The sequence below is a fragment of the Kribbella yunnanensis genome (assembly GCF_039529655.1).
GTDB lineage: Bacteria > Actinomycetota > Actinomycetes > Propionibacteriales > Kribbellaceae > Kribbella > Kribbella yunnanensis.
The window spans coordinates 21,420-46,790 of sequence record NZ_BAAANF010000012.1; the positions used below are offsets into that span (position 1 = coordinate 21,420).

Annotated in this window: 21 protein-coding genes; 13 read left to right on the top strand and 8 right to left on the bottom strand. The window is 68.2% G+C overall.

Annotation, left to right across the window (positions count from 1 at the left end; genetic code table 11):
• Positions 1–56: 56 nt before the first annotated feature.
• Together ABD231_RS17530 and ABD231_RS17535 are read right to left on the bottom strand one after the other, a co-directional pair.
• A complete protein-coding gene (locus ABD231_RS17530) occupies positions 57–821 on the bottom strand; it encodes a sulfite exporter TauE/SafE family protein (protein WP_344152440.1) in 765 nt (254 codons plus the stop codon).
• Positions 822–867: 46 nt separating this feature from the next.
• A complete protein-coding gene (locus ABD231_RS17535) occupies positions 868–1,569 on the bottom strand; it encodes a FadR/GntR family transcriptional regulator (protein ID WP_344152443.1) in 702 nt (233 codons plus the stop codon).
• A gap of 75 nt (positions 1,570–1,644) precedes the next feature.
• Between ABD231_RS17535 and ABD231_RS17540 the strand changes: the two genes are divergently transcribed.
• Positions 1,645–2,901: an SLC13 family permease gene (locus ABD231_RS17540; protein ID WP_344152446.1), complete on the top strand. Its 1,257-nt coding sequence runs from the start codon at positions 1,645–1,647 to the stop codon at positions 2,899–2,901.
• Complete coding sequence (locus tag ABD231_RS17545; RefSeq protein WP_344152449.1) at positions 2,895–4,283, top strand: carboxyl transferase domain-containing protein; 1,389 nt, start codon at positions 2,895–2,897, stop codon at positions 4,281–4,283. The genes ABD231_RS17540 and ABD231_RS17545 overlap by 7 nt, the downstream gene beginning before the upstream one ends.
• Here the strand turns inward: ABD231_RS17545 and ABD231_RS17550 are convergent.
• Positions 4,264–4,941 carry an alpha/beta hydrolase gene (locus tag ABD231_RS17550; RefSeq protein WP_344152452.1) on the bottom strand — a complete coding sequence of 226 codons (678 nt, stop codon included), beginning with the start codon at positions 4,939–4,941 and terminating at the stop codon, positions 4,264–4,266. The two genes, ABD231_RS17545 and ABD231_RS17550, sit on opposite strands and share 20 nt — an antisense overlap.
• A 125-nt stretch (positions 4,942–5,066) precedes the next feature.
• On the opposite strand from ABD231_RS17550, the gene ABD231_RS17555 reads away from it, so the two are divergent.
• On the top strand, positions 5,067–8,036 hold the full coding sequence (locus ABD231_RS17555) for an AfsR/SARP family transcriptional regulator (protein WP_344152455.1): 2,970 nt from the start codon (positions 5,067–5,069) through the stop codon (positions 8,034–8,036).
• Positions 8,033–11,008, top strand: coding sequence for an AfsR/SARP family transcriptional regulator (locus ABD231_RS17560; protein WP_344152458.1), 2,976 nt, complete (start codon positions 8,033–8,035; stop codon positions 11,006–11,008). Before ABD231_RS17555 ends, ABD231_RS17560 begins: the two co-directional genes overlap by 4 nt.
• Here the strand turns inward: ABD231_RS17560 and ABD231_RS17565 are convergent.
• The 4 genes from ABD231_RS17565 to ABD231_RS17580 all read right to left on the bottom strand — a co-directional run bounded on the left by ABD231_RS17565 (position 10,998) and on the right by ABD231_RS17580 (position 15,330).
• Positions 10,998–11,564 carry a thioredoxin-like domain-containing protein gene (locus ABD231_RS17565; RefSeq protein ID WP_344152461.1) on the bottom strand — a complete coding sequence of 189 codons (567 nt, stop codon included), beginning with the start codon at positions 11,562–11,564 and terminating at the stop codon, positions 10,998–11,000. The genes ABD231_RS17560 and ABD231_RS17565 overlap by 11 nt on opposite strands.
• Positions 11,561–12,733, bottom strand: a complete 1,173-nt coding sequence (locus ABD231_RS17570; RefSeq protein ID WP_344152464.1) for a hypothetical protein — start codon at positions 12,731–12,733, stop codon at positions 11,561–11,563. Before ABD231_RS17570 ends, ABD231_RS17565 begins: the two co-directional genes overlap by 4 nt.
• A gap of 100 nt (positions 12,734–12,833) precedes the next feature.
• Entirely contained in the window at positions 12,834–13,925 is a 1,092-nt protein-coding gene (locus tag ABD231_RS17575; protein ID WP_344152467.1) for a HesA/MoeB/ThiF family protein, read from the bottom strand.
• 325 nt (positions 13,926–14,250) lie between these two features.
• Entirely contained in the window at positions 14,251–15,330 is a 1,080-nt protein-coding gene (locus ABD231_RS17580; protein ID WP_344152470.1) for an aldo/keto reductase, read from the bottom strand.
• A 111-nt stretch (positions 15,331–15,441) separates the two neighbouring features.
• Here ABD231_RS17580 and ABD231_RS17585 point away from each other — a divergent pair, with 111 nt between their 5' ends.
• From ABD231_RS17585 to ABD231_RS17625, 9 genes are all read left to right on the top strand, one after another.
• Positions 15,442–16,326: an AraC family transcriptional regulator gene (locus ABD231_RS17585; RefSeq protein WP_344152473.1), complete on the top strand. Its 885-nt coding sequence runs from the start codon at positions 15,442–15,444 to the stop codon at positions 16,324–16,326.
• A 120-nt stretch (positions 16,327–16,446) separates the two neighbouring features.
• The gene (locus tag ABD231_RS17590) at positions 16,447–17,568 is read left to right on the top strand and encodes an inositol-3-phosphate synthase (protein ID WP_344152476.1); all 1,122 of its coding nucleotides are present in this window, start codon (positions 16,447–16,449) and stop codon (positions 17,566–17,568) included.
• 274 nt (positions 17,569–17,842) lie between these two features.
• The gene (locus ABD231_RS17595; protein WP_344152479.1) at positions 17,843–18,817 is read left to right on the top strand and encodes an SCO3242 family prenyltransferase; all 975 of its coding nucleotides are present in this window, start codon (positions 17,843–17,845) and stop codon (positions 18,815–18,817) included.
• On the top strand, positions 18,814–19,638 hold the full coding sequence (locus ABD231_RS17600; RefSeq protein WP_344152482.1) for a sugar phosphate isomerase/epimerase family protein: 825 nt from the start codon (positions 18,814–18,816) through the stop codon (positions 19,636–19,638). The genes ABD231_RS17595 and ABD231_RS17600 overlap by 4 nt, the downstream gene beginning before the upstream one ends.
• A complete protein-coding gene (locus ABD231_RS17605) occupies positions 19,635–20,186 on the top strand; it encodes an EboA domain-containing protein (protein WP_344152485.1) in 552 nt (183 codons plus the stop codon). Before ABD231_RS17600 ends, ABD231_RS17605 begins: the two co-directional genes overlap by 4 nt.
• Before the next feature lie 8 nt (positions 20,187–20,194).
• Positions 20,195–21,046: a TatD family hydrolase gene (locus ABD231_RS17610; RefSeq protein WP_344152488.1), complete on the top strand. Its 852-nt coding sequence runs from the start codon at positions 20,195–20,197 to the stop codon at positions 21,044–21,046.
• The gene (gene eboE, locus ABD231_RS17615; protein WP_344152491.1) at positions 21,043–22,188 is read left to right on the top strand and encodes a metabolite traffic protein EboE; all 1,146 of its coding nucleotides are present in this window, start codon (positions 21,043–21,045) and stop codon (positions 22,186–22,188) included. Before ABD231_RS17610 ends, eboE begins: the two co-directional genes overlap by 4 nt.
• Positions 22,185–23,552, top strand: a complete 1,368-nt coding sequence (locus tag ABD231_RS17620; protein ID WP_344152494.1) for an alkaline phosphatase family protein — start codon at positions 22,185–22,187, stop codon at positions 23,550–23,552. Before eboE ends, ABD231_RS17620 begins: the two co-directional genes overlap by 4 nt.
• A gap of 140 nt (positions 23,553–23,692) precedes the next feature.
• Positions 23,693–24,046 carry a pyrophosphohydrolase domain-containing protein gene (locus ABD231_RS17625; RefSeq protein WP_344152497.1) on the top strand — a complete coding sequence of 118 codons (354 nt, stop codon included), beginning with the start codon at positions 23,693–23,695 and terminating at the stop codon, positions 24,044–24,046.
• 246 nt (positions 24,047–24,292) lie between these two features.
• Here ABD231_RS17625 and ABD231_RS17630 read toward each other — a convergent pair whose 3' ends face one another.
• Entirely contained in the window at positions 24,293–25,357 is a 1,065-nt protein-coding gene (locus tag ABD231_RS17630; RefSeq protein ID WP_344152500.1) for a hypothetical protein, read from the bottom strand.
• Positions 25,358–25,371: the final 14 nt, after the last annotated feature.

Sequence of the window (25,371 nt, forward strand, 5' to 3'; positions counted from 1 at the left end):
TGGGGGGCGAGGTGGGGGGCGAGCCGGAGATGCTTCTATGGATGGACCGCTCAGTGTCAGCGCAGCATGAGGATGGCGGCGGTGATGCCGGCGATGACGATGAGGGTGCGGAGGAGGCCGCCGGGGATGCGGCGGCCGATGTGGGAACCGACGTAGCCGCCGACGATCGAGCCTGCTGCCAGTAGCGCGGCGGCGGTCCAGTCGACGTCGGCGATCACGACGAAGATGGAACCGGCGACGACGTTGGCCGCCAGCAGGGACAGGGTTTTGAGGCCGTTGACGACCCGGAGTTCCAGGTCGAGGCCTAGGCCGAGGACCGCCATCATCATCACGCCGGCACCGGCGCCGAAGTAGCCGCCGTACACGCCGGTGAGGGCGGTGAAGAAATACGTTGCCGGGGACATCGAAGTACGGAGGCCGTGCGGGTGGTCGCTGCGGGCTCGGAGCCAGCGGGAGATGCGCGGCTGGACGCCGACGATCAGGCAGGTGAACAGGATGAGCCACGGCGCGAGGGCGGCGAACACGCCTGGCGGTAAGGCGAGCAGCAGTACGACGCCGCCGATCGAACCGACCGCGCAGATCACCACCACCGCGATCGTGACCGACCGCGGTACCTCGCGCAGCTCACGCCGATAGCCGAACGACCCGGACAACGCGCCGGGAAGCAGCCCGATCGTGTTCGACACGTTGGCGACGACCGGCGGGATCCCCAACGCGATCAACACCGGAAAACTAAGCAACGACGCCACACCGACGGTGGAGGTCAAAATGCCGGCGCCAAGCCCCGCAGCGACGACCGCGAGGTGCTCCGGCCCCGTCACACCTCCCTCCGCAGAGCGAGGCCGGCCCGGGGGTGGGCGGGGCCAGTCACTGGTTGTCCCGCAGGAGGGCGACGTCGGAGACGAGCATGACGTGCTCGTGCATGGCGCTCGCTGCGGCTACCGGATCACCGGCGGCGATGGCGTCGGCTACTTTGCGGTGGCCGGCCAGGGAGTCTTTCGGGCGGCCTGGTTGGGACAGCGACTCGAGCCGGGTCTCGCGGATCAGGTCGTGGATCGTCTCCATCATCTGCGCGAGCAGCGACGACCGCGCGGCCGCCGTCACCGCACCGTGGAACGCCTCGTCCGCCTCGACCCCGCGCCCGCCCGCCGCGATATCCCGCTCCATCTCCGTCAACGCCGTACGGATCGCAACCAGATCAGCCTCGGTACGACGGGATGCCGCCAGCGCGGCGAGTTTCGACTCGAGGGCGTCGCGGGCGTCGATGATCTCGGGCAACCGGTCGGCGTGGGCCCGGATCGCCTCCATCACCCGGCGGGTCCGCGCGCGCTCGGTCAGCAAGGTGCCGTCGCCGTGCCGGACCGTCACCGCGCCGATCACCTCCAGCGCGACCAGCGCCTGACTCAGCGTTGCCCGGCTCACGCCCAACCGTTGCGCCAACTCGCGCTCCGGTGGCAGCCGATCCCCGGGCTGCAGGCCGTTCTCGCTGATCCATGTGCTGATCTGGTCCGCCACCTGCTCGTACAGGCGGGACCGCGGCACCGGACGGGGTGGTAGCGGCGACTCCATGAACCCACTGTATTGACAGATGGCTCATTGGACTATTGGCTAGGCCACTCAGCCAATACTACTGTGAGGTAGCTCATGGGACCGGAATGGGTTGCGATTCTGGCGCTGGTGGCGCTGTTCGTCGTGGGCACCGTCCTGCCGATCAACATGGGTGCACTCGCGTACGTCGCCGCGTGGCTCGTCGGCATGTACTCGCTGCACCTGTCGGAGAAGGAGATTCTCGCCGGGATCAGCGGTGATCTCGTCCTCACGCTGATCGGCGTCACCTTCCTGTTCGCGATAGCGAAGAACAACGGCACGGTCGATCTGATAGTCGCGGGCGCGGTTCGAGGAGTCGGTGGGCGGGTCGCGCTGATCCCGTGGGTGATGTTCGCGGTCACCGCCGTCCTGACCGCGATCGGCGCGGCGAGTCCGGCGGCCTGCGCGATCATCGGGCCGATCGCCCTCGGCTTCGCGGCGCGGTACAAGATCAATCCGCTGATGATGGGCATGTTCGTCGTACATGGTGCACAGGGCGGCGGGTTCTCGCCGATCAGCATCTACGGCACGATCACGAACTCGGTGATGGCCGACAACGGTCTGCCGAACAGCGAGCTGACGGTCTTCTTCTCCAGCCTGGCCGTCAACCTGGTGATGGCGACCATCCTGTTCGTGGTCTTCGGCGGCCGGAAGCTGCTCGCCCAGCGGGCCGACCAGATCGAGCTGCCCGCGCCGACCGGCGACGAGCCGCAGGGCGCGCGCCGCGATCAGGTCCTGACGCTGGTCGCGTTCCTCGGGGTCGCGGTCGTCGCGCTGGTCTTCGACAAGAACATCGGGTTCGTCGCGATCACCGCCGCGGTCATCCTCGCGATCCTCTCGCCGATCAAGAACAAGGACGCCGCCAAGCAGGTCGCCTGGCCGACCGTCCTGCTGGTCGCCGGCGTCAGCACGTACGCCGCGATCCTCACCGAAGCGGGTTCGCCGCAGTTCGTCGGCAAGTGGGCCGCCGGGCTCGGTGCGGCCGTGATCGGCGCGCTCGTGCTCTGTTACGTCGGCGGCGTGGTCTCGGCGTTCGCGTCGTCGACCGCGCTGCTGCCGGTCATCATTCCGATCGCGTTGCCGCTGATCGCCCACGGCCATCTGAACGCCGGCCTGTTCGTCGCCGCACTCGCGGTCGCCTCGACCATCGTCGACGTCAGTCCGTTCTCGACGAACGGCGCGCTGATGCTCGCCAACCGTCCGGACACGATCACGGAACCCGTGTACTACAAGCAGATTCTCACCTACAGCGTGATCGTGGTGGTCGTCGGACCACTGCTGGTCTGGGCAGCCCTGGTGGCCCCGGGATGGTGAGTGCCGCGCGCGGTCTGATCAACGCGTTCCTGGACGCCGACTCCTTCGAGTCGTGGGACCAGCCGGCCGTGCAGGTGGCTGATCCCGAGTACCAGGAGCAGTTGCGCCGCGCGGCCGAACGAGCCGGTACGGACGAGGCCGTGCTGACCGGGCGTGGCAGCGTGCACGGGCGGCCGGTCGTCGTACTGGTGAGCGAGTTCGCGTTCTTGGCCGGTTCGATTGGGCGGGTCGCGGCGGAACGCATCACGGCCGCGATCCGCCGTGCGACCGCGGAGCGCCTGCCGATCGTGGCATCGACCTCGTCCGGCGGAACGCGCATGCAGGAGGGCGCACCGGCGTTCGTCGAGATGATCTCGATCTCCACCGCGCTGATGGCACACAAGGCGGCCGGCCGGCCGTACCTCGTGCACCTGCGGCACCCGACGACCGGTGGCGTGTTCGCTTCCTGGGGGTCACTCGGGCATGTCACGGTCGCCGAACCTGGTGCGCTGATTGGGTTTCTCGGCCCGAAGGTCTTCGAGGCACTCAACGGACAAGCATTCCCCGCAGGTGTGCAGACCGCCGAGAACCTGGCCGCGCACGGCGTGATCGACGGTGTCGTCGCGACGGCTGACCTTCCAGTCCTGCTCGACCGGGCGCTCGCCGTACTGGTCGATCCACCGGTCGCTCCGCGACTTCCCCGCCGTACCGGATCGATCGATCCTGGTGATGCCTGGGCTTCGGTCCTGCGCACGCGGCGGCCGGAGCGCGCGGGCGTGCGCGACCTGCTCCGGTACGGCGCGACCGGGACCGTACGGTTGACCGAACCGGACGCGAGCGTGCTGGTCGCGTTGACCCGCCTCGACGGCCAGCCGTGTGTCGTGGTCGGCCAAGACCGCTCGCAGTCCAAGCCAATGGGCCCGGCCGCACTCCGGCAAGCCCGCCGCGGCATGAACCTGGCCCAGTCGCTAGGCCTCCCGCTGGTCACGGTCATCGACACCCCAGGCGCCGAACTCTCCCCCGCCGCCGAGCAAGGCGGCCTAGCCGGCGAGATCGCCCAGTGCATTGCCACGTTGGCCACCCTGACCGTCCCCACCCTCGCCATCCTCCTCGGCCAAGGCACCGGCGGCGGCGCCCTAGCGCTCCTCCCCGCCAAAACCGTCATCGCCCCCGAACACGCCTGGCTAGCACCCCTACCACCCGAAGGCGCCAGCCAAATCGTCCACCACGACCTCAATCACGCCGAAACCCTCGCCAGACAACAACACATCACCGCCCTAGACCTCCACCTCAGCCGCACCATCCACCAACTGATCCCCGAGAACGACAATGACACCGCGGCAGATCTCGCCATCGCAGTCGTCGCCGAGGCCGCCGTACAACTCAGCCGCTCGACTTCGTAATCACCGCCGCCAGGGCCTCCGGGCACGACAAGAACGGCGAGTGCCCGGACGCGAGCCGCTCGACCGAACCCGCCCGCTGCGCCATCGCCTCCTGCGCGAACACCGGAATCGCGTTGTCGTTCTCACACACGACGTACGTGCTGTCGATCGTCCGCCACGCCGCCGCGGTCAGCTCCTCGGTCGCCACCGCATAGCTCTGCGTCTGAAGCCGCCGTACGGCGTCGGCCGGATCGTCAACGTCGTTGAAGAACACCGTCTCCGGTGTCAGTGGCCGGAACGTCTCCCCGTCGATCTGCCACCATGGCGGCGGAGTACCCCCGATCGCCTTCAGCAGCGACTCGCCCACATCCAGCAAGAACGCCGCAACATAGATCACGCGCTGCACCTCGGCCAGCCCTGCCGCCCCTTCGGTCGCCGGCTCCCCGCCGTACGAATGCGCAACAACAACCACCGGCCCACCGATCGCGCTGATGGCCTCCCGAACAGCCTTCGCATCATCATGCAGCCCGTACCGAACAGCCCCTACCGGCGCAACACTCGGCAGCGCAACGGTCTCCACCCGCAACCCTTCGCCGACGAGCAACGCCTTCAACGGTTCCCAGCACCAAGCCCCGTGCCACGCCCCATGCACCAGCAACACCGCAGGACGACCAGCCATCACACACTCCATTCACCAGGTGGCCTCAGTGCACGCCCCACCCCTCCCGGCAGCAAGAAGCACCTTCCACTGAGCGAAACCCGATCCGCGTTGCCGCTGCTCCCCTCGCACGGCAGACTGCTGTAGTGACCGAGCAGCTACGCATCGAGATCCTCGGCCCACTGCGAGTCCTCCACCGCAACGAACCAATCACCGTGGGCGCTCATCGGCTCCAGGCTCTCCTTGCCGTCCTGGCTCTGCGCGCCAACCAGGTCTGCACCCCGGAAGAACTCCTCGACCTGGTCTGGCACGACAACCCACCCGGCACCGGCCTCAAGATCCTTCCGCCCTACATCTACCGCCTCCGCCGCGCGCTGCCCGCCGAACTGCTCGACCGCACCGCGGAGGGTTATGTCCTGCAGCTCGCTGACGGATCGCTCGACGTCACCGATTTCGAATCCGCTGCGAGCCGCGCCGTCCGTCATCGCGAGGCCGGTGAGCTCGACGCAGCCGCCGCCGAGTACCGGCACGCGCTCGCGCTGTTCCGGGGTGAGCCGCTCACCGGCCTGCCAGGGTCGTACCTCGCGGCGCAGCGCCGTCGGCTGACCGAACGCCACGACCAGGTCTTCAGCGATCGGGTGGACATCGACCTGGACCGGGGCCGCGGCGCAGATCTCGTCGCCGAACTGGTTCCGGCCGTCTCCGCCCGGCCGTTCGACGAACACCTGGTCGGCCAGCTCATGCGCGCTCTCGGTGCTGACGGCCGCCAGGCCGACGCACTGGATCTGTACAGCCAAACCCGCCGAATCCTGATCGACCAGCTCGGAGTCGAGCCTGGCCCGGCCTTGCGCACCATCCATCGGACGATCCTTCGCAACGAGTCGGCGGCAGCGCGCGACGAACTCCCCCGTGCAGGTTCGGCGTTCGTCGGGCGGACAGCCGAACTCGACCGGCTCACCCAGGCCCTCGGCGCCCTCGATGCGGCGGTCCCCCCGATTGTGACGATCGACGGAATGGCCGGTGCCGGTAAGACGGCGCTCGCACTGCAGGCAGCACGGCAACTGTCCGCCCGATACCCGGACGGCGTGCTGTTCGTCGACATGCATGGTCACACTCCCGGGCGGCCGCCCCGCGATCTGAAGTCCGCACTGGACCAACTGCTCGTCGGTGCCGGGGTCGCGGTGACGAAGATTCCGCACGTCCTCGAAGCGGCTCAAGGTCTGTGGCGGACGACCGTGGCCGGTCGACGCCTGCTGATCCTGCTCGACAACGCGGCATCGAGCGCTGCGGTCGCGGGGCTGCTTCCCGGCTCGCCCTCGTGTGGCGTCCTGATCACCAGCAGGAACCAGCTGACCGGCCTGGACACCCGGGAACGCCTGCACCTCGACGTGCTCGCACCGGACGATGCGGCAGCGCTGCTGGCGCAGGTGATCGGCGCCGAGCGCGCCGGCCATGATGTTGCTGCTAGCAACGGTCTCGTGGAACGCTGCGGGCACCTGCCCCTCGCGCTGCGCATCGTCGGCGCCCGGCTGCAGCAACAACCCGGCTGGACCGTTGCCCGGATCAACGAGCTCCTCGACCGCTTCGGCGGCCGCCTGAGCGAGCTCAGCCCCGACGGCCTCGGCGTCAATGCGACCTTCGCACTCTCCTACGACCAGCTCCGCGCCGACCAGCAGCAACTCTTCCGCCTGCTCAGCCTCCTCCCCGGCCGGGACCTCGATCAGTACGGCGCCGCCGCCTTGACCGGGCATGATCCCGACGATGCCGCGGACCTCGCCGAATCGCTGGTCGACGCCAACCTCCTCGCGCAGCCGGTGCCGGGCCGGTACGAAGTCCACGACCTGTTGCGTGAGTACGCCGGCTCGCTTGCTCACGACACCGACTCACCTGCCACGCTGGACGCTGCGACGGACCGCCTGCTCGAGTACTACCTGCACGCGTGTCTGCATCCACTGGCCCGGCTGGCCGGCATGCGGTACGTCGGCCCGGTCGCGCCCACCGAGCTCGCCGTACCGGACCTGGACACGCAGGAGAGGTCGGATGCCTGGGCGGACGCGGAAGCCGGCAACCTCGCCGCGGCAGTGGAGTACGCCGCCGGGCACGGCCGGCCGACGGCAACCTTGCGGCTGGCGTTGGCAGCTGTCAGCTTTCTGACCCGCCGCGGGATGATCCAGGGACAAGACCGTGTTCTCGAGCTCGCCGCGACCGCGGCGCAGGCCCTGGGCGACCATGAGGCCGAGGCCCGCGTCCTGCACACCATGGGGCGACTCATTCGCGGTCAACGTGGCACTCACGAAGCCATCGCCCGGCTCCAAGATGCGCGAGACCGGCTGCCGGCCGATGGCGATCTGCTGCTGCGCGGGCAGATCCACTGCGGCCTCGGGCACGCCTATCAGACCATCGATCCCTACGGTCAGGCGTTGCCGAACCTCGAGGAAGCGATCCGGATCGCCCGCACGCTGCGGGACGAACCACTCCTGTCGCAGGGCCTTACCTATCTGGGGATTCTCTACAACAACCAGTGGGAAGTCGGGAAGTCGATCCGCGCCTTTGACGAGGCTGTCACGATTCAGCGCCGGCTCGGACCCTCCGGGCTGCTGGCGGATGCCCTCAGCGGGTTGGCCTTCAACCACCTGCACCTCGGACGCTACGAGGAGGCGATCGCGCAGGCAACCGAGGGGCTCGCGGTTGCGCTGGAGGTGAAGAATCCGTACGCGCCGCCGTTCGTCCTCGCGCACCTCGCGGAGGCTCATCGCCTGAACGGAGATCTCGAGACGGCCCTGGCCACCGACCGCCGGGCGGTCGAGGCAGCCGAGGTCAGCGGGATGCTGACCGCGAAATGGACGACCCTGCTCGGCCTCGGCGAGTCCCTGCTGGCTATCGGCGACCTCGACGGCGCCGTGGCCTGTTTCCGGCCAGTTCTCGAGGCAGCCACGGCAGACAAGAACACCGCCTACCTCGTGGATGCCTGGGAGTGCCTCGCCAAACATGCGACGGTCACCGGCGACCCCGACCTGGCCGTCGGCTATCTCAGTCAAGCCATCGCCGCCACCGAAGGCCAGCGCTCGCCCCAGATCCAACGTCTCCGCGACCGGCTCGGCGAGCTGAGCAGATGAGCGGTCGGTCGTTGCGCATCGAGATCCTCGGATCGTTGCGGGTGCTCTGGCAGGGCGAACCGATTTCGGTCGGGGCGCACCGGCTGCAGACTTTGTTGGCTGTTCTTGCGTTGCGGGCCAACCGCGTCTGTACGCCGGAGGAGCTGCTCGATCTCGTCTGGCACGACGAGCCGCCGGGCACCGGGCTGAAGGTGCTGCCGCCGTACATCTATCGCCTCCGCCGGGCCTTGCCGATCGACGTCGTCGACCGCACTTCCGAGGGCTACGTCTTGCGTCTGGCACCGGGCTCGTTGGACATCACCGACTTCGAAACCACCGCCGCCCGCGCGGAAGGTCTCCGCGACGCGGGCGAGCTGGACGCGGCAGCATCGGCGTACCAGCAGGCCTTGGCGCTGTTTCGCGGTGAACCGCTCACCGGCCTGGCCGGTCCTTACCTGGACACTCAGCGCCTGCGTCTCACCGAGCGTCGCGACAAGGTCTTCGCCGATCATGTGGACGTCGACCTCAGCCGCGGTCACGCTGCCGAACTGATCGCCGAGCTGGTACCGATCGTCGCCGCCAAGCCCTTCGACGAACGACTGGCCGGTCAGCTGATGCGGGCACTGGCCGCCGACAATCGTCAAGCCGAAGCCCTCGAGCTCTACACGCACACCCGCGACACCTTGATCGACCAGCTCGGTGTCGAACCCGGTCCGGCCCTCCGCGAGGTGCACCGAACCGTTCTGCGCAACGAGGCTGCCCGGGCCGTCCGCGATGAGCTGCCGTACGCCGGTGCTGCCTTCGTCGGCCGCGAGGCGGAGCTCGACCGGCTGACCAATGCTCTCGTCGGTGGTACGGCGGCGCCACCGATCGTCGCCATCGACGGTATGGCGGGGGCCGGGAAGACCGCACTCGCGGTGCAGACCGCACGTCGGCTGGCCGATCGTTATCCGGATGGCCTGCTGTTCGCCGATCTGCACGGCCATACCGCCGGGCGCCCGCCACGCGAGGTGAAGTCCACACTCGACCACCTGCTCGCCGGTGCCGGTGTCGCCGCGACCGCCATTCCATCTGGTCTCGAGGAGGCGCAGGTGCTGTGGCGAACCACCGTCGCCGGACGCCGGTTGCTGATCGTGTTCGACAACGCCCGGGACAGCAATGCGGTCGCCCCACTGTTGCCGGGCTCACCGACCTGCGCCGTCCTGATCACTAGCCGCGGACAGCTGACCGGGCTGGATGTGCGCGAGCGCCTGCACCTCGGCCTGCTCACCTCCGATGACGCGAACGCCCTGCTGGCTCAGTTGGCCGGTACCGATCGGATCGCCGAAGATATTGCCTCTAGCAACCGTCTCATCGAGCACTGCGGCAATCTCCCGCTCGCCCTCCGGATCGTCGGTGCGCGGTTGCGGCACCGCCCGGCCTGGACGGTTGCCCACATCAACGACCGGCTCGACCGGGTCGGTCGCCGGCTGTCCGAGCTCACCGCGGACGGCGTCGGCGTCTCGGCGACCTTCGAACTCTCCTACGAACAGCTGACGTCCGACCAGCAGCGCTTCTTCCGGTTGCTCAGCCTGCTCCCCGGCCGTGACTTCGACCAGTACGGCGCTGCTGCGCTCCTCGATCGCACGCCCGACGAAGCCTCCGATCTCGCCGAGTCGCTCGTCGACGCCAACCTCCTCCTGCAGCCGACGCCCGGTCGCTACGAGTTCCACGACCTGATCCGCGAGTACGCCGGCCACCTCGCCCGCACCACGGACCTGCCGGCGACACTGGCCGCGGCCGCCGATCGGTTGCTGGACTACTACCAGCAGGCCTGCTTCCACCCCTTCTCGTGGCAGGAGGGTATGCACTACTTCGAGCCCGAGACGCGATCGTCCCGCGCGCTGCCGGCGTTCGACAGCTGGGAGCAGGCGAAAGCCTGGGCCGATGGCGAGGCCGACAACCTCGCCGCCGCCGTCGAACACTCCGCGGCGGCCGACGATCACCGCCGTACCTGGCAGCTCGGCCTCGCGGCGGTCAACTATCTGGAACGCCGCGGAAAGATCCAGCACCAGGAGCGAGTCCTCGAGCTGGCCCTCTCGGCCGCGGCTGCCCTGTCCGACCGCGAGGCCGAGGCACGGGTCCTGCATGCCCACGGCCGCCTGATCCGTGCACAGCGGGGTGGACGCCCGTCCGCCGAGCTGCTGCGGTCTGCGTTGGATCGGCTGCCGCCCGACGGCGACCTGCTGGTGCGCGCTCACATCCTGACCGGTCTTGGCAGCGCCCTGCGAACGCTCGACCCGTACGGCGAGGCTTTGCCGGTCCTCGAGGAGGCAACACGCCTGGCCCGTCAGCTGAAGGAGGACCGGCTGTTGGCTGCCGGCCTCTCCTCCATCGGCATGCTGCACGGCAACGCGTACAACTACGAACCGGCGGTGATTGCCTTCGAGGAGGCTGTCGTCGCTTTCCGCCGCATCCCCGCCGGTGGCCTCTTCGCCGACACGCTCGCTGCTCTGAGTGTGATGTATCTGGCCCTGGACCGGGTCGACGAGGCCATCGCGACCGCAACGGCGGCGTACGAGCTCGCGGTCGAGCTGGACAACAAGTTCAGCCTGCCCTGGGCCTTGGGTGCGCTCGGCGCGGCCTACCGCGACAGCGGCCGGGACGTGGAGCGCGCCGTCGAGCTGCATCGGCAGGCTCTGGTCGCCGCGGACGCGATCGGCTCCATCCTCACCGGCTGGACCATGCAGATGCACCTCGGCAACAGTTTGCTGGCGGCCGGCGACCTGGCCGGCGCGCTGTCCTGGTTCGAGACTGTTCTGGAAAGCGCGACAACTGCGAAGGACTACGTGTACATACTCGCCGGGCACGAAGGCGTTGCCGACTACGCCATCGCGGCCGGTGATCCGCGCACGGCCATCGATCACCTCGAGCGGGCAGTTGCCATCGCCGACGAGCACATCCCGCCGCGCAGCTCCGGGCTTCGCGAGAAGCTGGCCACGCTTACGGGGTGAGGCAGTCGGTGGCTCCGTTGCGCCATTGGTGGTCGTAGCGGCCGGCTGCCTTGGTGATGAAGGACTCGATGCGGTCGTTGTCTGGGGCATCCATCTTCTGCAGGCGTTGCCAGGCGGTGAGGGCGATCGGGGTGGGGAGGCCGGGATAGGGGGCGACGATGACGTCTCGCGGGTGGCGGCGGCCGATGCGTTCTAGGCGGTCGATGTCGGCGGGCGTGGTGCCGGGGGCGTACTGGAGGAGGACGTGGCCGTGTTCGAGGATGTGGACCTGGAGCTCGGGCGGGATGGGGGCTCGGTAGATGCCGGGGATGACGACTCTTGGGGAATGGGGGCCTGAGGTGGGTGGGGTGGTTTTGTAGGGGTCGTGCGGGGCGTTGTGGTAGGCGAGGTGGCGGTTGCCTTCGAAGGGTTGCGGGGTACCGGGGATCTCGTTGCAGGGTAGGGCTTTGCGGTCGTTGAACTGGCCCAGGAGGACACCGAAGGCGAAGCTGGACATGGTGAGGACGCTGAGGGCAGTGACGAGGATGCCGACGATGAGGCCGAAGCGTTTCTTCATGCTGCGGCCGCCCTTCGCCGGTTGCGGATCGCTACGCCGAGGGGCAGGAAGACGTTCAGCGAGGTGAACGCAAGCAGGATCAGGCCTTCGCACCAGTAGAGGCTGAAGGTTGGTGCTTGCAGCAGTACGCCGAACGCCCAGCCGAAGGTGACTTTCGCGCTGGGCACGATGAAGTGGATGGCGAACCAGACCATCCAGATCAGCCCGGTGATGTACAGCAGGCGATACCAGCGGGCCACGCGGAGATCGCGGTCGTGGGCGGTGCTGAGGACATTCTGCTCGGCGGGGGTGAGACGGCGTACCAGGCGTCTCAGGGACAGCCGGGTGACCTGGTGCAGGTTGCCGCAGCCGGTGGCGGTGGCCATGACGAGGTACATGTCGGTGCGGAGGTAGGCGAGGGTCTGGAAGGCGAGTTTGGCGACCTGGCTGAGGACGACCATGGCGAGGATGCGGATCAGCAGCGGGGACAGGTCGATCCAGCCGCGCGACCACGCGTAGCGGGGTGCGACAGCGAGGAACAGTACGACGCTGTCGATCGCCATGCCGGCGAGGAACGGGCCGTAGCGCTTGGCCGGTGGGAGCGCCCACAGGCCGGACAGGTCGGTTTCGAGGACCGGGAAGATCCCGCGCCGCTCCAGCCGGATCCGGGACGGTACGCCGACGGCCGCGCCGGCGAAGGCGTGCCAGGTCTCGTGCAGGAAGGTCAGGGCGATCACGACCACGTTGGTGACCAGCAGACTCAGCACGATGTCCGGGAAGACGAACGTGTCCTCGTACGTCGGCCGCAGCGACGGCTCGATCACGAACAACGCCAGCGTCACGACCAGGCAAGCGCCGTACACGACCCAGGCGGTCGGCCCGAAGAACGGCCGGACCAACCGGGCCGGGATCCGCGAGATCGACCAGTGCTGGGGTTCTTCGGTTGACCGAGTAACCCCGGCAGCCCGCAGCACGTCCAGGAAGTCCGCAGCGTCGATGGCCTCGCCGGTCTCGCGTTCGAGCTCTGCGGCCGCCTCCTCGACGGTCCGGCCGGCCACGAAGAGCTCGACCAGGCGGGCCCCGATCTCCGGTACGACGACGAAGTTGCCGCTGGCCGGATCGCCGACGACGTACTCGTCCTCGCCTTCCTTCCGTACGACGACATGCGCGAGGCTCATGTACGCACTCATCGCCACGCTCCGCGCGGCAGGCCATGAGGTCTGATTCCATTTCTTCCCTCGTCACTCCAGTCGCTTCGCTCCCTACGCTCCTCAGTCCAGAAATGGGACCTCATGTCCACCCGCAGGTCGGACAGGTCGCGCCGGGGGTCGGGCGGACGGTGTAGTGGTAGGTCAGGTCGGTCAGGCTGAGGTGGAACATCAGGCCGCGTGTTGTCGTCGGGATGCCGCCGAGGTGGTAGACGGCGTCGAGCGCGGCGAGGTGGCCGGTGAGGTTGGCGGTCGGTGCGATCACTGCGTGCCCGTTGAACGGGAACAGGTCCTCGGGTTCCCTACCGTACTGATGAACCAGCCGGTCGCGGACGCTCGGCAGGCAGTCCGGGCAGCAGGTCTCCCCCGGGACGAACAGGCCGACGACGGCCATCGGACCGGCGTACTGGGCGAGCATCCATGGGGTCTTCGTGCGGAGCGCGGCCGCGTTCGTCCACTCGCGGATCGTGTGCATCGGTTGGTCGGCGCACAGGATGAGCAGGTCGCCCTGGTCCATCAGGTATGCGACAGCGTCGGCCGAATCGACCTTGAGCTCCTCGCCGGTGACGACCGCATGCTTGTTGATTTTGCTCAAACGCTCGACTGCGACCGGGATCTTCGGCTTCCCGAGATCGTCCTCGGTGTACAGCAGTTGGCGGGTGAGATTGCCGGCCTCGATCACGTCGAAGTCGGCACAATGCACCGCGCCGACGCCGGCCGCGACAAGCGACGCCGCAACCGCCGAACCGGTACCACCAAGACCCAGTACGACGACTTTGCTCGCCTTCAGCCGGGCCTGTACGTCGTACCGGGAAGGGCGCGGGGTGAGGTCGACCCAGGCGTAGTAGGTGAGCGCGCGGTCGTAGCGGTCGACCTCTTCCGGGCTCAGGTTGTCCGGTGGTGGTGCGGCCGCGTCCTCGACGTACCCGGCGTCGATGATCGCCTGCATCGCCTCGGCGGCCTCGGTCGCGGTCAGGTCGTTGCCCTCGGCACACAATGCGTCGACGATCTCAGTGCGTCTTCGGCTTCCGTCCATCAGGCCCAGCAAGCGCCAGACCATGCCGTCCTCGTCGTCGATCTCGGCGCCGATCCCCTGCTGCCGCCCGCCGATCGACACCAGCGTCGGTGTCAGTCGCGTCGGTTTGTGGATCCCTTTCACCCGCGGTCTCTCCATCGAACCCTCCCCAGAAGCCGCGAACCGGGGCGTGGTCGTGCCACGCCCCGGTCCTGATGCTGGTGACTAGCCGCAGACGTCGTTGCGGCAGCCCGGGTCGGTCACGATGACCGCGGTGGTTTCCAGCTTCTCGAGCCGGCGCACCATGATCTTGCGCGGTTCCGGCTTGGTCTCGATCTTCTCCATGACGGTTTCCCCTCTTCGTCGGGCGGCAACTACTGAAACGGCGGGCCCACCGCGAGCCTCAGTAGAACACCGAATTCCAGCCGGCGGCATGGGGGAAATCCCCATGATTTCGGGCCCTTTTCAAACCCTCGAATGAGAATCAGTACCGCTGGGCCGCGGCCAATGACGGATAAAGGGAATGCTCGACACCGTCGACGGTCGCACCGGCGAATTGCAGCATCGGTGCCAGTGCTGCATTGTTCTCCGCCGGGAAGTTCAGTTGCGGCGTTGAGACCTCGTCGAGCTGGGCGCGGAGCTCGGCCGGCAGTTCCACCGTCAGGGACCGCAGGTTCGCGCGAAGCTGCTCGGGGTGCCGCGCGCCGAGGATCGTCGAGGTCACCCCGGGCGTCCCGCGCACCCAGGCGAGCGCCACCTCGGCCGGCGTCGTCCCGAGCTCCTCCGCTGTTGCGTGCAGCGCGTCCAGCACCGGGTACGCCGACGCGGGTGGACGGCGGTCCCGGCTCCGGACCGTGTCCTCGGGCTCGGCCGCGCCGGTCCGGAACTTGCCGGACAGCCAACCGCCTTTGAGCGGCGACCAGGGGAACACACCGGCTCCCAGCGACCGCGCCATCGGCAGCAACTCACCCTCGGGCGTCCGCTCGAGCAGCGAATACTCGGCCTGGATCGCAATCACCGGCGCCCAGCCGTGTACGCGGGCCAGCACGATCGCCTCGGTCGTGGCCCACGCCGGTACGTCGGAAAACCCGACGTACCGGATCTTGCCGGCGGTCACCAGGTCGTCGAGCGCGCGCAGGGTCTCCTCGCGTGGGGTGGCCGGGTCGAAGTTGTGCAGCCAGTAGAGGTCGAGGTAGTCGGTGCGGAGCCGGCGCAGCGAGTCCTCGACCTGGTGCAGGATCGCCTTCCGGCCGGCACCGCCGCCGTTCGGGTCGCCGGGGTGCAGGTTGACGAAGAACTTCGAGCCGAGGACGAGGCGGTCGCGGCGGCTCGGGTCCTTGGTCAGCCAGTCGCCGATGATGACCTCGGAGTGGCCGTTGGTGTAGATGTTCGCGGTGTCGATCGAGTTGCCGCCGGCGTCGACGTACTCATCGAGCATCCGCTCCGAGTCCGTGACCGAGGCACCCCAGCCGTGGTCCTCGCCGAACGTCATGGTGCCCAGAGTCGCCGGGCTGATCCGCAGTCCCGAGCCGGGAACGGTGCGATAGGAATCGAGTGTGGTCATGTCTTCGAGTCTTCGCCCGGGGCAGCGAGTTCCGTAGCCGGATCCGCCCGGCTTCTTGCCTGATCCGCTCTGCCGCGGCCGGGATCGGGCAAGGCGAGGTTTACTGATCTCATGGACGCTCTGACTTCGCTGCGGGATCTGGTGCTGGCGATGACCGGTGCGCCCGACCGGCGGATCGAGGTCGACGGGATGACGCTGGTGCAGTCCTCGCGAACGACCGAATCGATGGGGTCGACCACCAACCCGACAGTCGCTTTCGTGCTGCAGGGCGCCAAGCAGTCGACTGTCGGCGAGCAGATTTACGAGTACCACGCCGGTGAATTCCTGATCGTGACGGTTGATCTGCCGATGATCGGGCGGATCACCGAGGCGTCGGAGGCGACGCCGTTCGTCGGGTTCGGGATGCCGTTGCGGGCCGCGCTGATCGCCGAGCTGCTGCTCGAGGGGCCGGCCGAATACCGCAGGGTGCCGACTCGCGGCGTACCGGGTCTGGCGGTTTCGACAGCTGATGAGCACTTGCTCGATGCGATCACGCGGCTGCTGAGACTGCATCGTCGACCGGCGGACTATCAGGTGCTGGCGCCGGGGATCATTCGGGAGATCCATTGGTGGTTGCTGACCGGTTCACAGCAGTCGCTGGTTCGGCAGCTCGGCGACACCGAGTCCGGTACGACGCTCGTCGCGGCCGCGGTGCGTTGGATCCAGCAGAACGTCGACCAGCCGCTCCGGATCGACGAACTGGCGGCCGGGGTCGGGGCCGGCGTCTCCACGCTCAACCGGCACTTCCGGGCGGTCACCCAGCTGAGCCCGCTGCAGTACCAGAAGGCGTTGCGGCTCCAGCGCGCCCGGCTCGCGCTGCTCTCGACGCGCACCGAGATCGCCCGGATCGGGCACGAGGTCGGGTACCAGTCGCTGTCCCAGTTCAGCCGCGAGTACCGGCGGATGTTCGGCGTACCGCCGTCGGCCGACCGCGCCGGTGCGGCCGCGACGCTTTAATTCGGCGGTTGACCCAACAAAGTCAGGACAACGCCTTCCCAGGAAGCATTCGCGGACCTTAGAGTCTCGCTGCCACGGATAGTCCGCCGTCCATCACCATTCGTGGCGTGAGGAGCTTCCATGCGTCCACGCGTTGGTGTCTGGTTGTTCGGAGCCCGGGGGTCGGTCGCGACGACGACCGTGGCCGGCGCGGCTGCGCTCGCCCACGGCGCGCCACCGGCCGGGGTGGTGACCGCCGGGCCTGCCTTCAGCGATGCCGGGCTGGTGCCGATCGAGAGCCTGATCTTCGGCGGTCACGACGTCACCGACACCCCGCTCGCCAAACAAGTCGAGCGCCTCGTCGCCGGTGGGGTGCTTCCGCCGGGGCTGGACGGGCTGATCGCGGCGGAACTGGCCGCGGCCGAGAGGAACCTGGTGGTCCTCCCGTCCGCCGCCAACCAGGCGGAGCAGATCTCGCTGATGGCGTCGGATATCCGGGCGTTTCGTTCGCGCCACGACCTCGACCAGGTCGTCGCGATCAACGTGGCGTCGACGGAGCCGCCGTACGACGTCTTGTACGACGACCTGGCGGCGTTGCGATCGGCGCTTCAGGACGGGAACCCGCTGCCGGGAAGTTGTGTCGCGGCGCTGGCTGCGTTCGAGGCGGGCGCGTCGTTCATCGACTTCACGCCGTCGACGTCGATCCGGCCGCAGGTGATCCGGGACTGGGCTGTTGAGCGTGGACTGCCGTTCGGTGGGCAGGACGCGAAGACCGGCGAGACTCTGGTGAAGAGTGTGCTCGCGCCGATGTTCACCGCTCGCGCTCTGCCGGTGCACGCCTGGTCCGGAACCAACCTGCTCGGCGGTGGTGACGGAGCCACGCTGGCCGATCCGCTTGCCGCCGAGTCCAAGAACGTGTCCAAGGAACGCGGCCTCGCCGACATGCTCGGGCCGGACGTTGTCGGCCAGGTCCACATCGACTATGTGGACCCGTTGGGCGACTGGAAGACCGCCTGGGACCACATCCTGTTCTCTGGTTTCCTCGGTGTCCGCATGACCCTCCAATTCACCTGGCAAGGCTGCGACTCCGCTCTAGCCGCTCCCCTAGTCCTGGACCTGGCCCGCTTGTCGGCTCTGGCTCTGGAGCGCGGTCACGTCGGCCCGATGCCCTTCCTAGGCTTCTACTTCAAGGACCCGGTCGACTCAACGGAACACTCCCTCACCACCCAGTACGACGCCCTCGTGCGCTGGGTCCAGTCATGACCCGCCCAGTGGCGCCACCGTGCAACAACGCGAATGTGACAAGCCTGCTGCCGGATATCGATTCCTGGCGACACACTCCCTCCACTCGATGGCAGGGAACTCACACTCGCACGGTGGCTTCAGTCGCGGGGGCACGGTGGCTTCGGTCGCGGGTGCACGGTGGCTTCACTCGCGGGGGCACGGAGGGTTCAGCGGCGGGCGGGTCGGCGCCGAGTTGCGGATGGCGGCGGGTTCATGTGGTGGGTGGGGCGCTCGGCGTACGGCGGGGGTGCGCATGTTGAAGGCGTTGGTGGAGCTCGTCCGAGCGCCGGCCGGGTTGACTGTGCCTGGGGATGTGTTGGCGGGGGCTGCGGCGGCCGGTGATCTGCGGGTTGGGCGGGCTGTCGGGCTGTCGGCTTCGTCGATCTGCATCTACTGGGCCGGGATGGCGCTGAACGACTGGGCCGACCGTGAACTCGATGCAGTCGAGCGCCCCGAGCGACCGATCCCGTCGGGCCGAGTCCCCGCCCAGACCGCCTTCAACCTCGCGGCCGGGCTCACCGCGGGCGGACTCGCGCTGTCCGCCCTCAGCGGTGGCAAATCCACCCTCGCCACCTCAACTGCGTTAGCAGCCACCGCGTGGACGTACGACGTGTTCGCGAAGAACACGCTGGCCGGTCCCGCGGTCATGGCCTCGGCCCGAGCCCTCGACGTACTGGTAGGTGCCGGCCCTAACCGCCGCCGCGCCCTGGCCCCCGCCCTCGCCGTGGGCACCCACATCCTCGCCGTCACCACCCTCTCCCGAGGCGAAGTCCACGGTGGTACGCCGACGCCTGCCCGAGCCAGCCTCGCCACCACCGCCGCCCTCGCCCTCGCCGTCTCCACCCCACAACGGGGTACGGAGGGGAGGGGCACCCGCCCCCTCACCACGCTCGGGCGGGTTATCGCGGCCGCCCTCGTCTCTCCACCACCGCACGCCACCCCCGGGCGGGGTGCGATCGTCTCGTCACCACGCCAGTCCGGTGTCGGGTGGGCTGCGGCGGCCGCCCTCGCGGGGTGGTTTGCGCGGGGGGTGGTGCCGGCTCAGTTGGCGGCGGCTCGGGAGCCGGATGCGTCCAATGTGCGTCGGGCGGTGGGGGCTGGGATTCATGGGTTGGTGCCGTTGCAGGCGGCTTGGGTGGCTCGGGCGGGGGCGCCTTGGGTGGGGGCTGGGTTGGCGTTGGCGTTTCCGGTGGTGAAGGCGTTGGCGAAGAAGGTGTCGTCGACATGAGGCTTGGTTATGGGACGAACGGGTTTGCCAACCATCGGTTGCCGGATGCGCTGGGGGTGATCGCGGACCTTGGGTACGACGGCGTTGCGTTGACGCTGGATCACAACCACCTGGACCCGTTCGAGCCGTGGTTGCGGAAGCGGACTGCTGAGGTGGGGCGGTTGCTGGAGCGGCATCGGCTGAGCGTGGTCATCGAGACCGGGGCTCGGTATGTGCTGGACCCCTTCCGCAAACACGCTCCGACGCTGCTGCACACCGACGGTGCCGAACGGCGGATCGACCTTCTGCACCGAGCGATTCAGATCTCCGCCGATCTCGGAGCCGAGGCGGTCTCGTTCTGGTCCGGCATCCTCCCGCCCGACGTCGAACCGACCGTCGGCTGGCAGCGACTCGTCGCGGGGTGCGAACAGCTCGCCGAGTACGCCGCCGACCGCGGCGTGCGGCTCGGGTTCGAACCGGAGCCGGGCATGCTGGTCGACGACCTGGCCGGCTTTCTCAAACTCCAGGCCGAGGTCGGCAACGACGCTCTCGGACTGACGCTCGACATCGGACACCTCGTCTGCAACGAGCCGCAGACACCACCCGACTGCATCCGCACCGGAGCGCAGTACCTGGTGAATGTGCAGATCGACGACATGGTCCGTGGTGTCCACGAACACCTCGAGTTCGGGACCGGCGAGGTCGACTTCCCGCCGGTCTTCGACGCGCTGCGCGAGGTCGGGTACACCGGTCTCGTCGCTGTCGAACTCCCCCGGCACTCGCACGCCGCACCGACGATCGCCCGCGACTCGATCAACTTCTTACGGGAGGCCCAACGATGAAGGCTGCCGACCTCCCCGTCGATATCTCCAACCTCCGCGACAAGCCGCTGGCCGAGGTGTTCCCGGCCGTCGGCCGGATCGTCGGTCGCGAACTGCTCGGCAACGGCTGGACCACCGACGAGGCCGCCCGCGCCGCCCTCCTCTGCACCGCGAGCGCCGAGGAGATCACCGAGATATATCGGTACGGCGACGCGGCCGAGAAACGCGCCGTTCTCAAAGCACTCGCCCTCGACGAGGTCGCCGCCATCATGAGCGCACATGGTGTCGACCTCATCGATGACGCTCTCCGCACCAACGACCCAAGGCTCATCACCGCCGCCCTCGGATCGCCGTACACCACCGAGAAGTTGCCGATGGCAAGTTTCCGGCACGCGGTGCTGAAATGCGTGTTCGCCGGAATCCCGCTGGCCGAGGTCGACGGCCTGCCGGACCGGGTGGACGCCGAACTGCTCCGGATGATGAGCGACTTCGCCGCCGAGAGGAGGGCCGCCGGACGCGCCGTACCCGCCGATCTCACGCCGTACCTCACCGACCGTACCGAAGGGTGACTCGACCGATGCGCATCTTCGACCCGCATATCCACATGACGTCCCGGACCACCGACGACTACGCGGCGATGGCCGCGCACGGCGTACAGGCGGTGGTCGAACCGGCCTTCTGGCTCGGTCAGCCGCGGACCAGCGCCGCGTCGTTCGTCGACTACTTCGACGGGCTGATCGGCTGGGAACCGTTCCGCGCCTCGCAGTACGGGATCAAGCACCACTGCACGATCGCGCTGAACCCGAAAGAGGCGAACGATCCGCGCTGCCGCGAGATCCTCGAGGTGCTGCCGCGGTACCTGGCCAAGGACGGTGTGGTCGCGGTCGGCGAGGTCGGGTACGACTCGATGACGCCGGCCGAGGACGAGGTGTTCGCGCATCAGCTCGAGCTCGCCGTCCGGTTCGGGCTGCCCGCGCTCGTGCACACCCCGCACCGCGACAAGGCAGCCGGTACGACGCGGACGCTCGACGTGGTCCGCGAGTCGGGGATCGAGGCGTCGTACGTCGTCGTCGACCACCTGAACGAGGTCACGGTGAAAGAGGTCGCGAACTCGGGGTGCTGGATGGGCTTCTCGATCTACCCGGACACCAAGATGGACCCGGACCGGATGGTCGCGATCCTGCAGCGGTTCGGCACCGCGCGGATGCTGGTGAATTCGGCCGCCGACTGGGGTCGCTCCGATCCGCTGCGCACGTATGCGACCGGTCAGGCGATGCTCGCCGCAGGTTTCACCGAGGACGACGTCGACCAGGTGCTCTGGCGGAACCCGATCGCCTTCTACGGCCAGTCCGGCCGACTCGACCTGAGCTCGGCGGAACCAGCCGACACCTATGCCGGCAACTCGATCCTGCGGGGAGCCCGCGCATGAGATTCCGGCACCCCGACGGCTCGCTCGTCCACCTCGCGTACTGCACAAACGTCCACCCGGCCGAGGACCTCGGCGGCGTGATCGCCCAGCTCGATGGCTGTTCGGCGCTGGTGCGGAAGGAGCTCGACGTACCGGTGCTCGGGGTTGGGCTTTGGCTCGCGTACGAGCTCGCCGAGCAGCTCGCGAACTCGTCCGATGCGCTGCACCGACTGCGGCATGCGTTGCTGCGCAACGGTCTTGAGGTCGTGACGCTGAACGGCTTCCCGTACGCCGGGTTCCACGACGAGGTGGTCGGGAAGAAGGTCTACCTGCCGGACTGGACGCAGCCCGAACGACTCCACTACACGCGCAACCTGGTCGACGTACTGGCGCAGTTGCTGCCCGAGGATGCGGCGTACGGCTCGATCTCGACGCTGCCGCTGGCGTGGCGGTCGCCGTGGTCGGTCGAGCAGGACACGCTGGCGCGAGCGGCCGTGAGCCGGCTGGAGATGCACCTGGCGCGCACCGAGGAGTCGACCGGGCGGCGAATCCGGGTCGCGTTCGAACCTGAGCCCGGCTGCGTGATCGAGCTGGTGCCGCAGGGTGCCGAGTGGCTCAGCCCGTACGGCGCGGGCGGGCGGATCGGGTTGTGCCTCGACACGTGCCATCTCGCGGTGCAGTTCGAGGAACCGGCGTCGGCCTTCGCCTCGCTGGATCGGGCTGGCGTGCCGGTCGTGAAGAGCCAGGTGTCGGCGGCTCTGCATGTGGCGGATCCGGGTGACGCGGAGGCGCGGCGGTTGCTGGCGGAATTCGCCGAACCGAAGTTCCTGCATCAGACGCGGGAGCGGGGTGGTGGTGGGATCGACAACCTGGATGCGCTTGATCAGCTGGAAGGTTCTGATGCTTGGCGAGTGCATTTCCACGTGCCGGTGCATGCGGCGCCGCGACCACCGTTGAGCGGCACGACCGACGTACTGGAGGAGTCGCTCGCTCAGTTGGTGGGTGGGGCGCATCCGCGCACGCTGCATCTGGAGTCGGAGACGTACACCTGGTCGGTGCTACCGTCATCGCCGCGTGACACGGCCGAGCTTGCCGAGGGGATCGCCGGTGAGCTGGATTGGTTGCGTTCGCGCATCACCGGACTTGGGTTGGAGGCCTTGTGACGCGGCAGGTGGTTGTCATCAACGTGGTCGGACTGACTCCGCGGTTGCTGCGGAAGATGCCGCGGCTGCGGTCGTTGCCGTTGACAAGGAATCTGGAGACGGTACTGCCGGCGGTGACGTGTTCGGCGCAGGCGACGTTCCTGACGGGCTCATTGCCTTCCTCCCATGGGATCGTTGGGAACGGCTGGTACTTCCGGGATCTCGGTGAGGTGTTTTTGTGGCGGCAACACAATCGCCTCATCCAGGGCGAGAAGGTCTGGGACATCGCCCGCCGCAGCAATCCGTCGTACAAGGTGGCGAACGTGTGCTGGTGGTACGCGATGGGTGCGGAGACCGACCTGCTGGTGACACCGCGGCCGATCTACTACGCCGACGGACGGAAGGCGCCGGACTGCTACACCCGGCCGGTCGCTTTGCACGATCGGCTGGTTGGCAAGCTGGGCGACTTCCCGTTGTTCAACTACTGGGGGCCGACCGCGAGCATCAAGTCGAGTCAGTGGATCGTCGATGCGGCCCGGGACATCCTCGCGACGGATTCGCCGGATCTGCTGCTGACTTATGTCCCGCACCTGGACTACGACCTGCAGCGGTACGGCGCTTCGTCGGTCGAGGCAACGCGGGCCGCGATCGAACTGGACGCCGTACTGGCGCCGTTGCTCGATGATGCGGTTGCGCGTGATGCGACGGTCGTCGTGGTTTCGGAGTACGGGATCACCGATGTCAGTCGGCCGGTCGACGTGAACCGCCTGCTTCGTCGCGAAGGGTTGCTGGAGGTGCACACGCAGGACGGGATGGAGTACCTCGACCCGTGGGCCTCTCGTGCCTTCGCGGTTGCCGATCACCAGATCGCCCACGTGTACGTGCGCGACCCGACCGACGTCGACCACGTCGCGAAGCTGCTCGCCGGGCTGCCCGGGGTGGCCGACGTACTGGATGCCGAAGGCAAGAAACGCCACGGCCTGGACCACGAACGGTCCGGCGAACTGGTCGCCGTCGCCGAACCCGACTCCTGGTTCACCTACTACTACTGGCTCGACGACGCCAACGCCCCCGACTTCGCGAGAGCCGTCGAGATCCACCGCAAGCCCGGCTACGACCCCGCCGAACTCTTCTTCGACCCCACCGACCCCCTGGTCAAGCCACGAGCCGCCTCCTACCTCCTCCGCAAGAAACTCGGCTTCCGCTACACCATGCAGGTAGTCCCCCTCGACCCCTCCATAGTCCGAGGCTCCCACGGCCGCCTCCCCGCCGACCCCGAAGACGGCCCCGTCCTCCTAAGCACCGACCCCGATCTAGCCGCCGAAGGCCCAATCCCAGCCACCGCCGTCCGCGACCTGCTACTCAAAGCCGCCGGCCTGAGTTGACCCCGGACCGCCTCCACTCACCAACCCCCTTCAACCGTGCTCTCCGACCGCCATCTGAGCGTGGCGACCCGAGCGCCACGGAGGTTGGTGAGTGTTGGCGGTCCGCCCGGACTGTCCGTGGCGCCCGGCATGCTTGCCCGGTGACCAACACCAGCAAGCTCGTCCGCGACCGCATCCCCGAACTCATCCGCGCCCACGGCGAAAACCCCACCTACTACACCGCCGACCCCGCCGAGTACCGCAACCGCCTCCGCACCAAACTCACCGAAGAAGTCACCGAGTTCCTCGCCGCCACCGACGAAGACGCCCCCGAAGAACTCGCCGACATCCTCGAAGTCGTCTACGCCCTCGCCGCCGACCTCAACCTCACCCAGCCCGACCTGGACAACCTCCGCCACCAAAAAGCCGCCAACCGCGGCACCTTCACCAACCGCATCATCTGGACCGGCACCAAGCCGGTCGGCGAAAGCGCGGAGGTCCGCCGCGGAGCTTGAACAGGTTTGGCCGATGGTTGGCGCGGTGGGGTATATACGGCGTCCAGTGGCTGAGGCGCGCTCGGATGCGGCCGGGCAGGTGCTGCAGTGGTGCATCCATCCGCGAGCTGGGGAGCGGGAACACCCCGGAAACGACCGTCCACACTCCCCACCCCTCGCCCGCGCCTCCCCCACACGGAAGCTGGGGAGCAAATCCGCCCGAAAACGACCGTCCACACTCCCCAGTCCTACCCCCTCCGGCAGCGGTTAGAGGATGGAGTTGGCGCTGACGGTGAAGCCGGTGTTGATGGGGGCGCCGGCGTTGGTGAAGCAGTTGACGTCTCGGACTATGAGGTCTGGGCCTGAGGTGCTGTTGGTCCAGAAGGTGTTGAGGCCGCAGAAGTTGGAGTTGGAACCGTAGGCGGTGACTTGGACTGTGTTCTGGGTGAAGGCGATGCGCGGGAAGGTGACCAGGGAGAGGCCGGTGCCTGCGGGGAGGATGGTGTTGGCGCCTAGGCCGAGGACCGAGTTGAGGTTGGTGGACGGCGGGCCGGCGGGTGGCTGGTTGAGGAAGTAGCCGTAGTACTTGGGTGGGATGGCGGCGCCGTACAGGGAGACCTTGTACTGATAGGTGAGCGTGAACCTCGTGTTCAGCAAGGCGCCGGCGGCGTTGAAGCAGAGGACGTTGACGTCTTGGCCGCCGCCGGTTGAGACCCAGTTGCGGATCTTGCAGCGGGCGCCTTGCTGCGGGTTGACCGCGGTTGCCTGCAGGCTGCCGTCGAGGGTTCCGCCGGCCACCAGGCCCGGGAACCTGACCTGGTACTGGCCGACGCCGAGGTTGGTCGACGTGTTGCCGGCCCCGACCGAGTTGTACTGGCTGATGACCCCGCCGCCCGGAGCCGAGTCGACGTACCCGTATGGGCCGGGTGCGGGACCGCCGGAGGCGCGGACGAAGAAGACGCTGAAGCTCGACACGTCGAGTGCTCCGCCGGCGCGGTAGCAGCGGATGTTGATGATCTCGTCGGCGCCGGACTGGCCCCAGTTCTCGGCCTGGCACCAGTGCGGCGAGTTGTTGATCGCTGTCACGTGGACGACGCCCTGCGGCGCGCCCTGGCCGACCAGCTTGACCTGGTAGCGGCCTGGTGAGATCGGGATGACGGAACTGCCGGCCGGCCAGGTGCCGCTCGGCACCACGGCGCCGGCGGTCTGGTTCCACAGCGCCCAGCCCTTCCGGTCCGGGACCGCGGCATCCGCGGGTGAAACAACGGTGAGAAATCCCGCCAGCATCAACAGACTTGCTGCGAAGCGGGCGGGCAAAGACAGTCGTGGCATCGGATTCCCCCCTC

What these genes read in the sequence shown, in the direction of transcription:
- ABD231_RS17545 (WP_344152449.1), top strand. Translation starts at nt 2,895, where the DNA reads ATGGTGAGTGCCGCGCGCGGTCTGATCAACGCGTTCCTGGACGCCGAC.
- ABD231_RS17540 (WP_344152446.1), top strand. Translation starts at nt 1,645, where the DNA reads ATGGGACCGGAATGGGTTGCGATTCTGGCGCTGGTGGCGCTGTTCGTC.
- ABD231_RS17560 (WP_344152458.1), top strand. Translation starts at nt 8,033, where the DNA reads ATGAGCGGTCGGTCGTTGCGCATCGAGATCCTCGGATCGTTGCGGGTG.
- ABD231_RS17605 (WP_344152485.1), top strand. Translation starts at nt 19,635, where the DNA reads ATGAAGGCTGCCGACCTCCCCGTCGATATCTCCAACCTCCGCGACAAG.
- ABD231_RS17575 (WP_344152467.1), bottom strand. Translation starts at nt 13,925, where the DNA reads ATGGAGAGACCGCGGGTGAAAGGGATCCACAAACCGACGCGACTGACA.
- ABD231_RS17600 (WP_344152482.1), top strand. Translation starts at nt 18,814, where the DNA reads ATGAGGCTTGGTTATGGGACGAACGGGTTTGCCAACCATCGGTTGCCG.
- ABD231_RS17535 (WP_344152443.1), bottom strand. Translation starts at nt 1,569, where the DNA reads ATGGAGTCGCCGCTACCACCCCGTCCGGTGCCGCGGTCCCGCCTGTAC.
- ABD231_RS17595 (WP_344152479.1), top strand. Translation starts at nt 17,843, where the DNA reads ATGTTGAAGGCGTTGGTGGAGCTCGTCCGAGCGCCGGCCGGGTTGACT.
- ABD231_RS17550 (WP_344152452.1), bottom strand. Translation starts at nt 4,941, where the DNA reads ATGGCTGGTCGTCCTGCGGTGTTGCTGGTGCATGGGGCGTGGCACGGG.
- ABD231_RS17610 (WP_344152488.1), top strand. Translation starts at nt 20,195, where the DNA reads ATGCGCATCTTCGACCCGCATATCCACATGACGTCCCGGACCACCGAC.
- ABD231_RS17580 (WP_344152470.1), bottom strand. Translation starts at nt 15,330, where the DNA reads ATGACCACACTCGATTCCTATCGCACCGTTCCCGGCTCGGGACTGCGG.
- ABD231_RS17630 (WP_344152500.1), bottom strand. Translation starts at nt 25,357, where the DNA reads ATGCCACGACTGTCTTTGCCCGCCCGCTTCGCAGCAAGTCTGTTGATG.
- ABD231_RS17565 (WP_344152461.1), bottom strand. Translation starts at nt 11,564, where the DNA reads ATGAAGAAACGCTTCGGCCTCATCGTCGGCATCCTCGTCACTGCCCTC.
- ABD231_RS17570 (WP_344152464.1), bottom strand. Translation starts at nt 12,733, where the DNA reads ATGAGTGCGTACATGAGCCTCGCGCATGTCGTCGTACGGAAGGAAGGC.
- eboE (WP_344152491.1), top strand. Translation starts at nt 21,043, where the DNA reads ATGAGATTCCGGCACCCCGACGGCTCGCTCGTCCACCTCGCGTACTGC.
- ABD231_RS17585 (WP_344152473.1), top strand. Translation starts at nt 15,442, where the DNA reads ATGGACGCTCTGACTTCGCTGCGGGATCTGGTGCTGGCGATGACCGGT.
- ABD231_RS17590 (WP_344152476.1), top strand. Translation starts at nt 16,447, where the DNA reads ATGCGTCCACGCGTTGGTGTCTGGTTGTTCGGAGCCCGGGGGTCGGTC.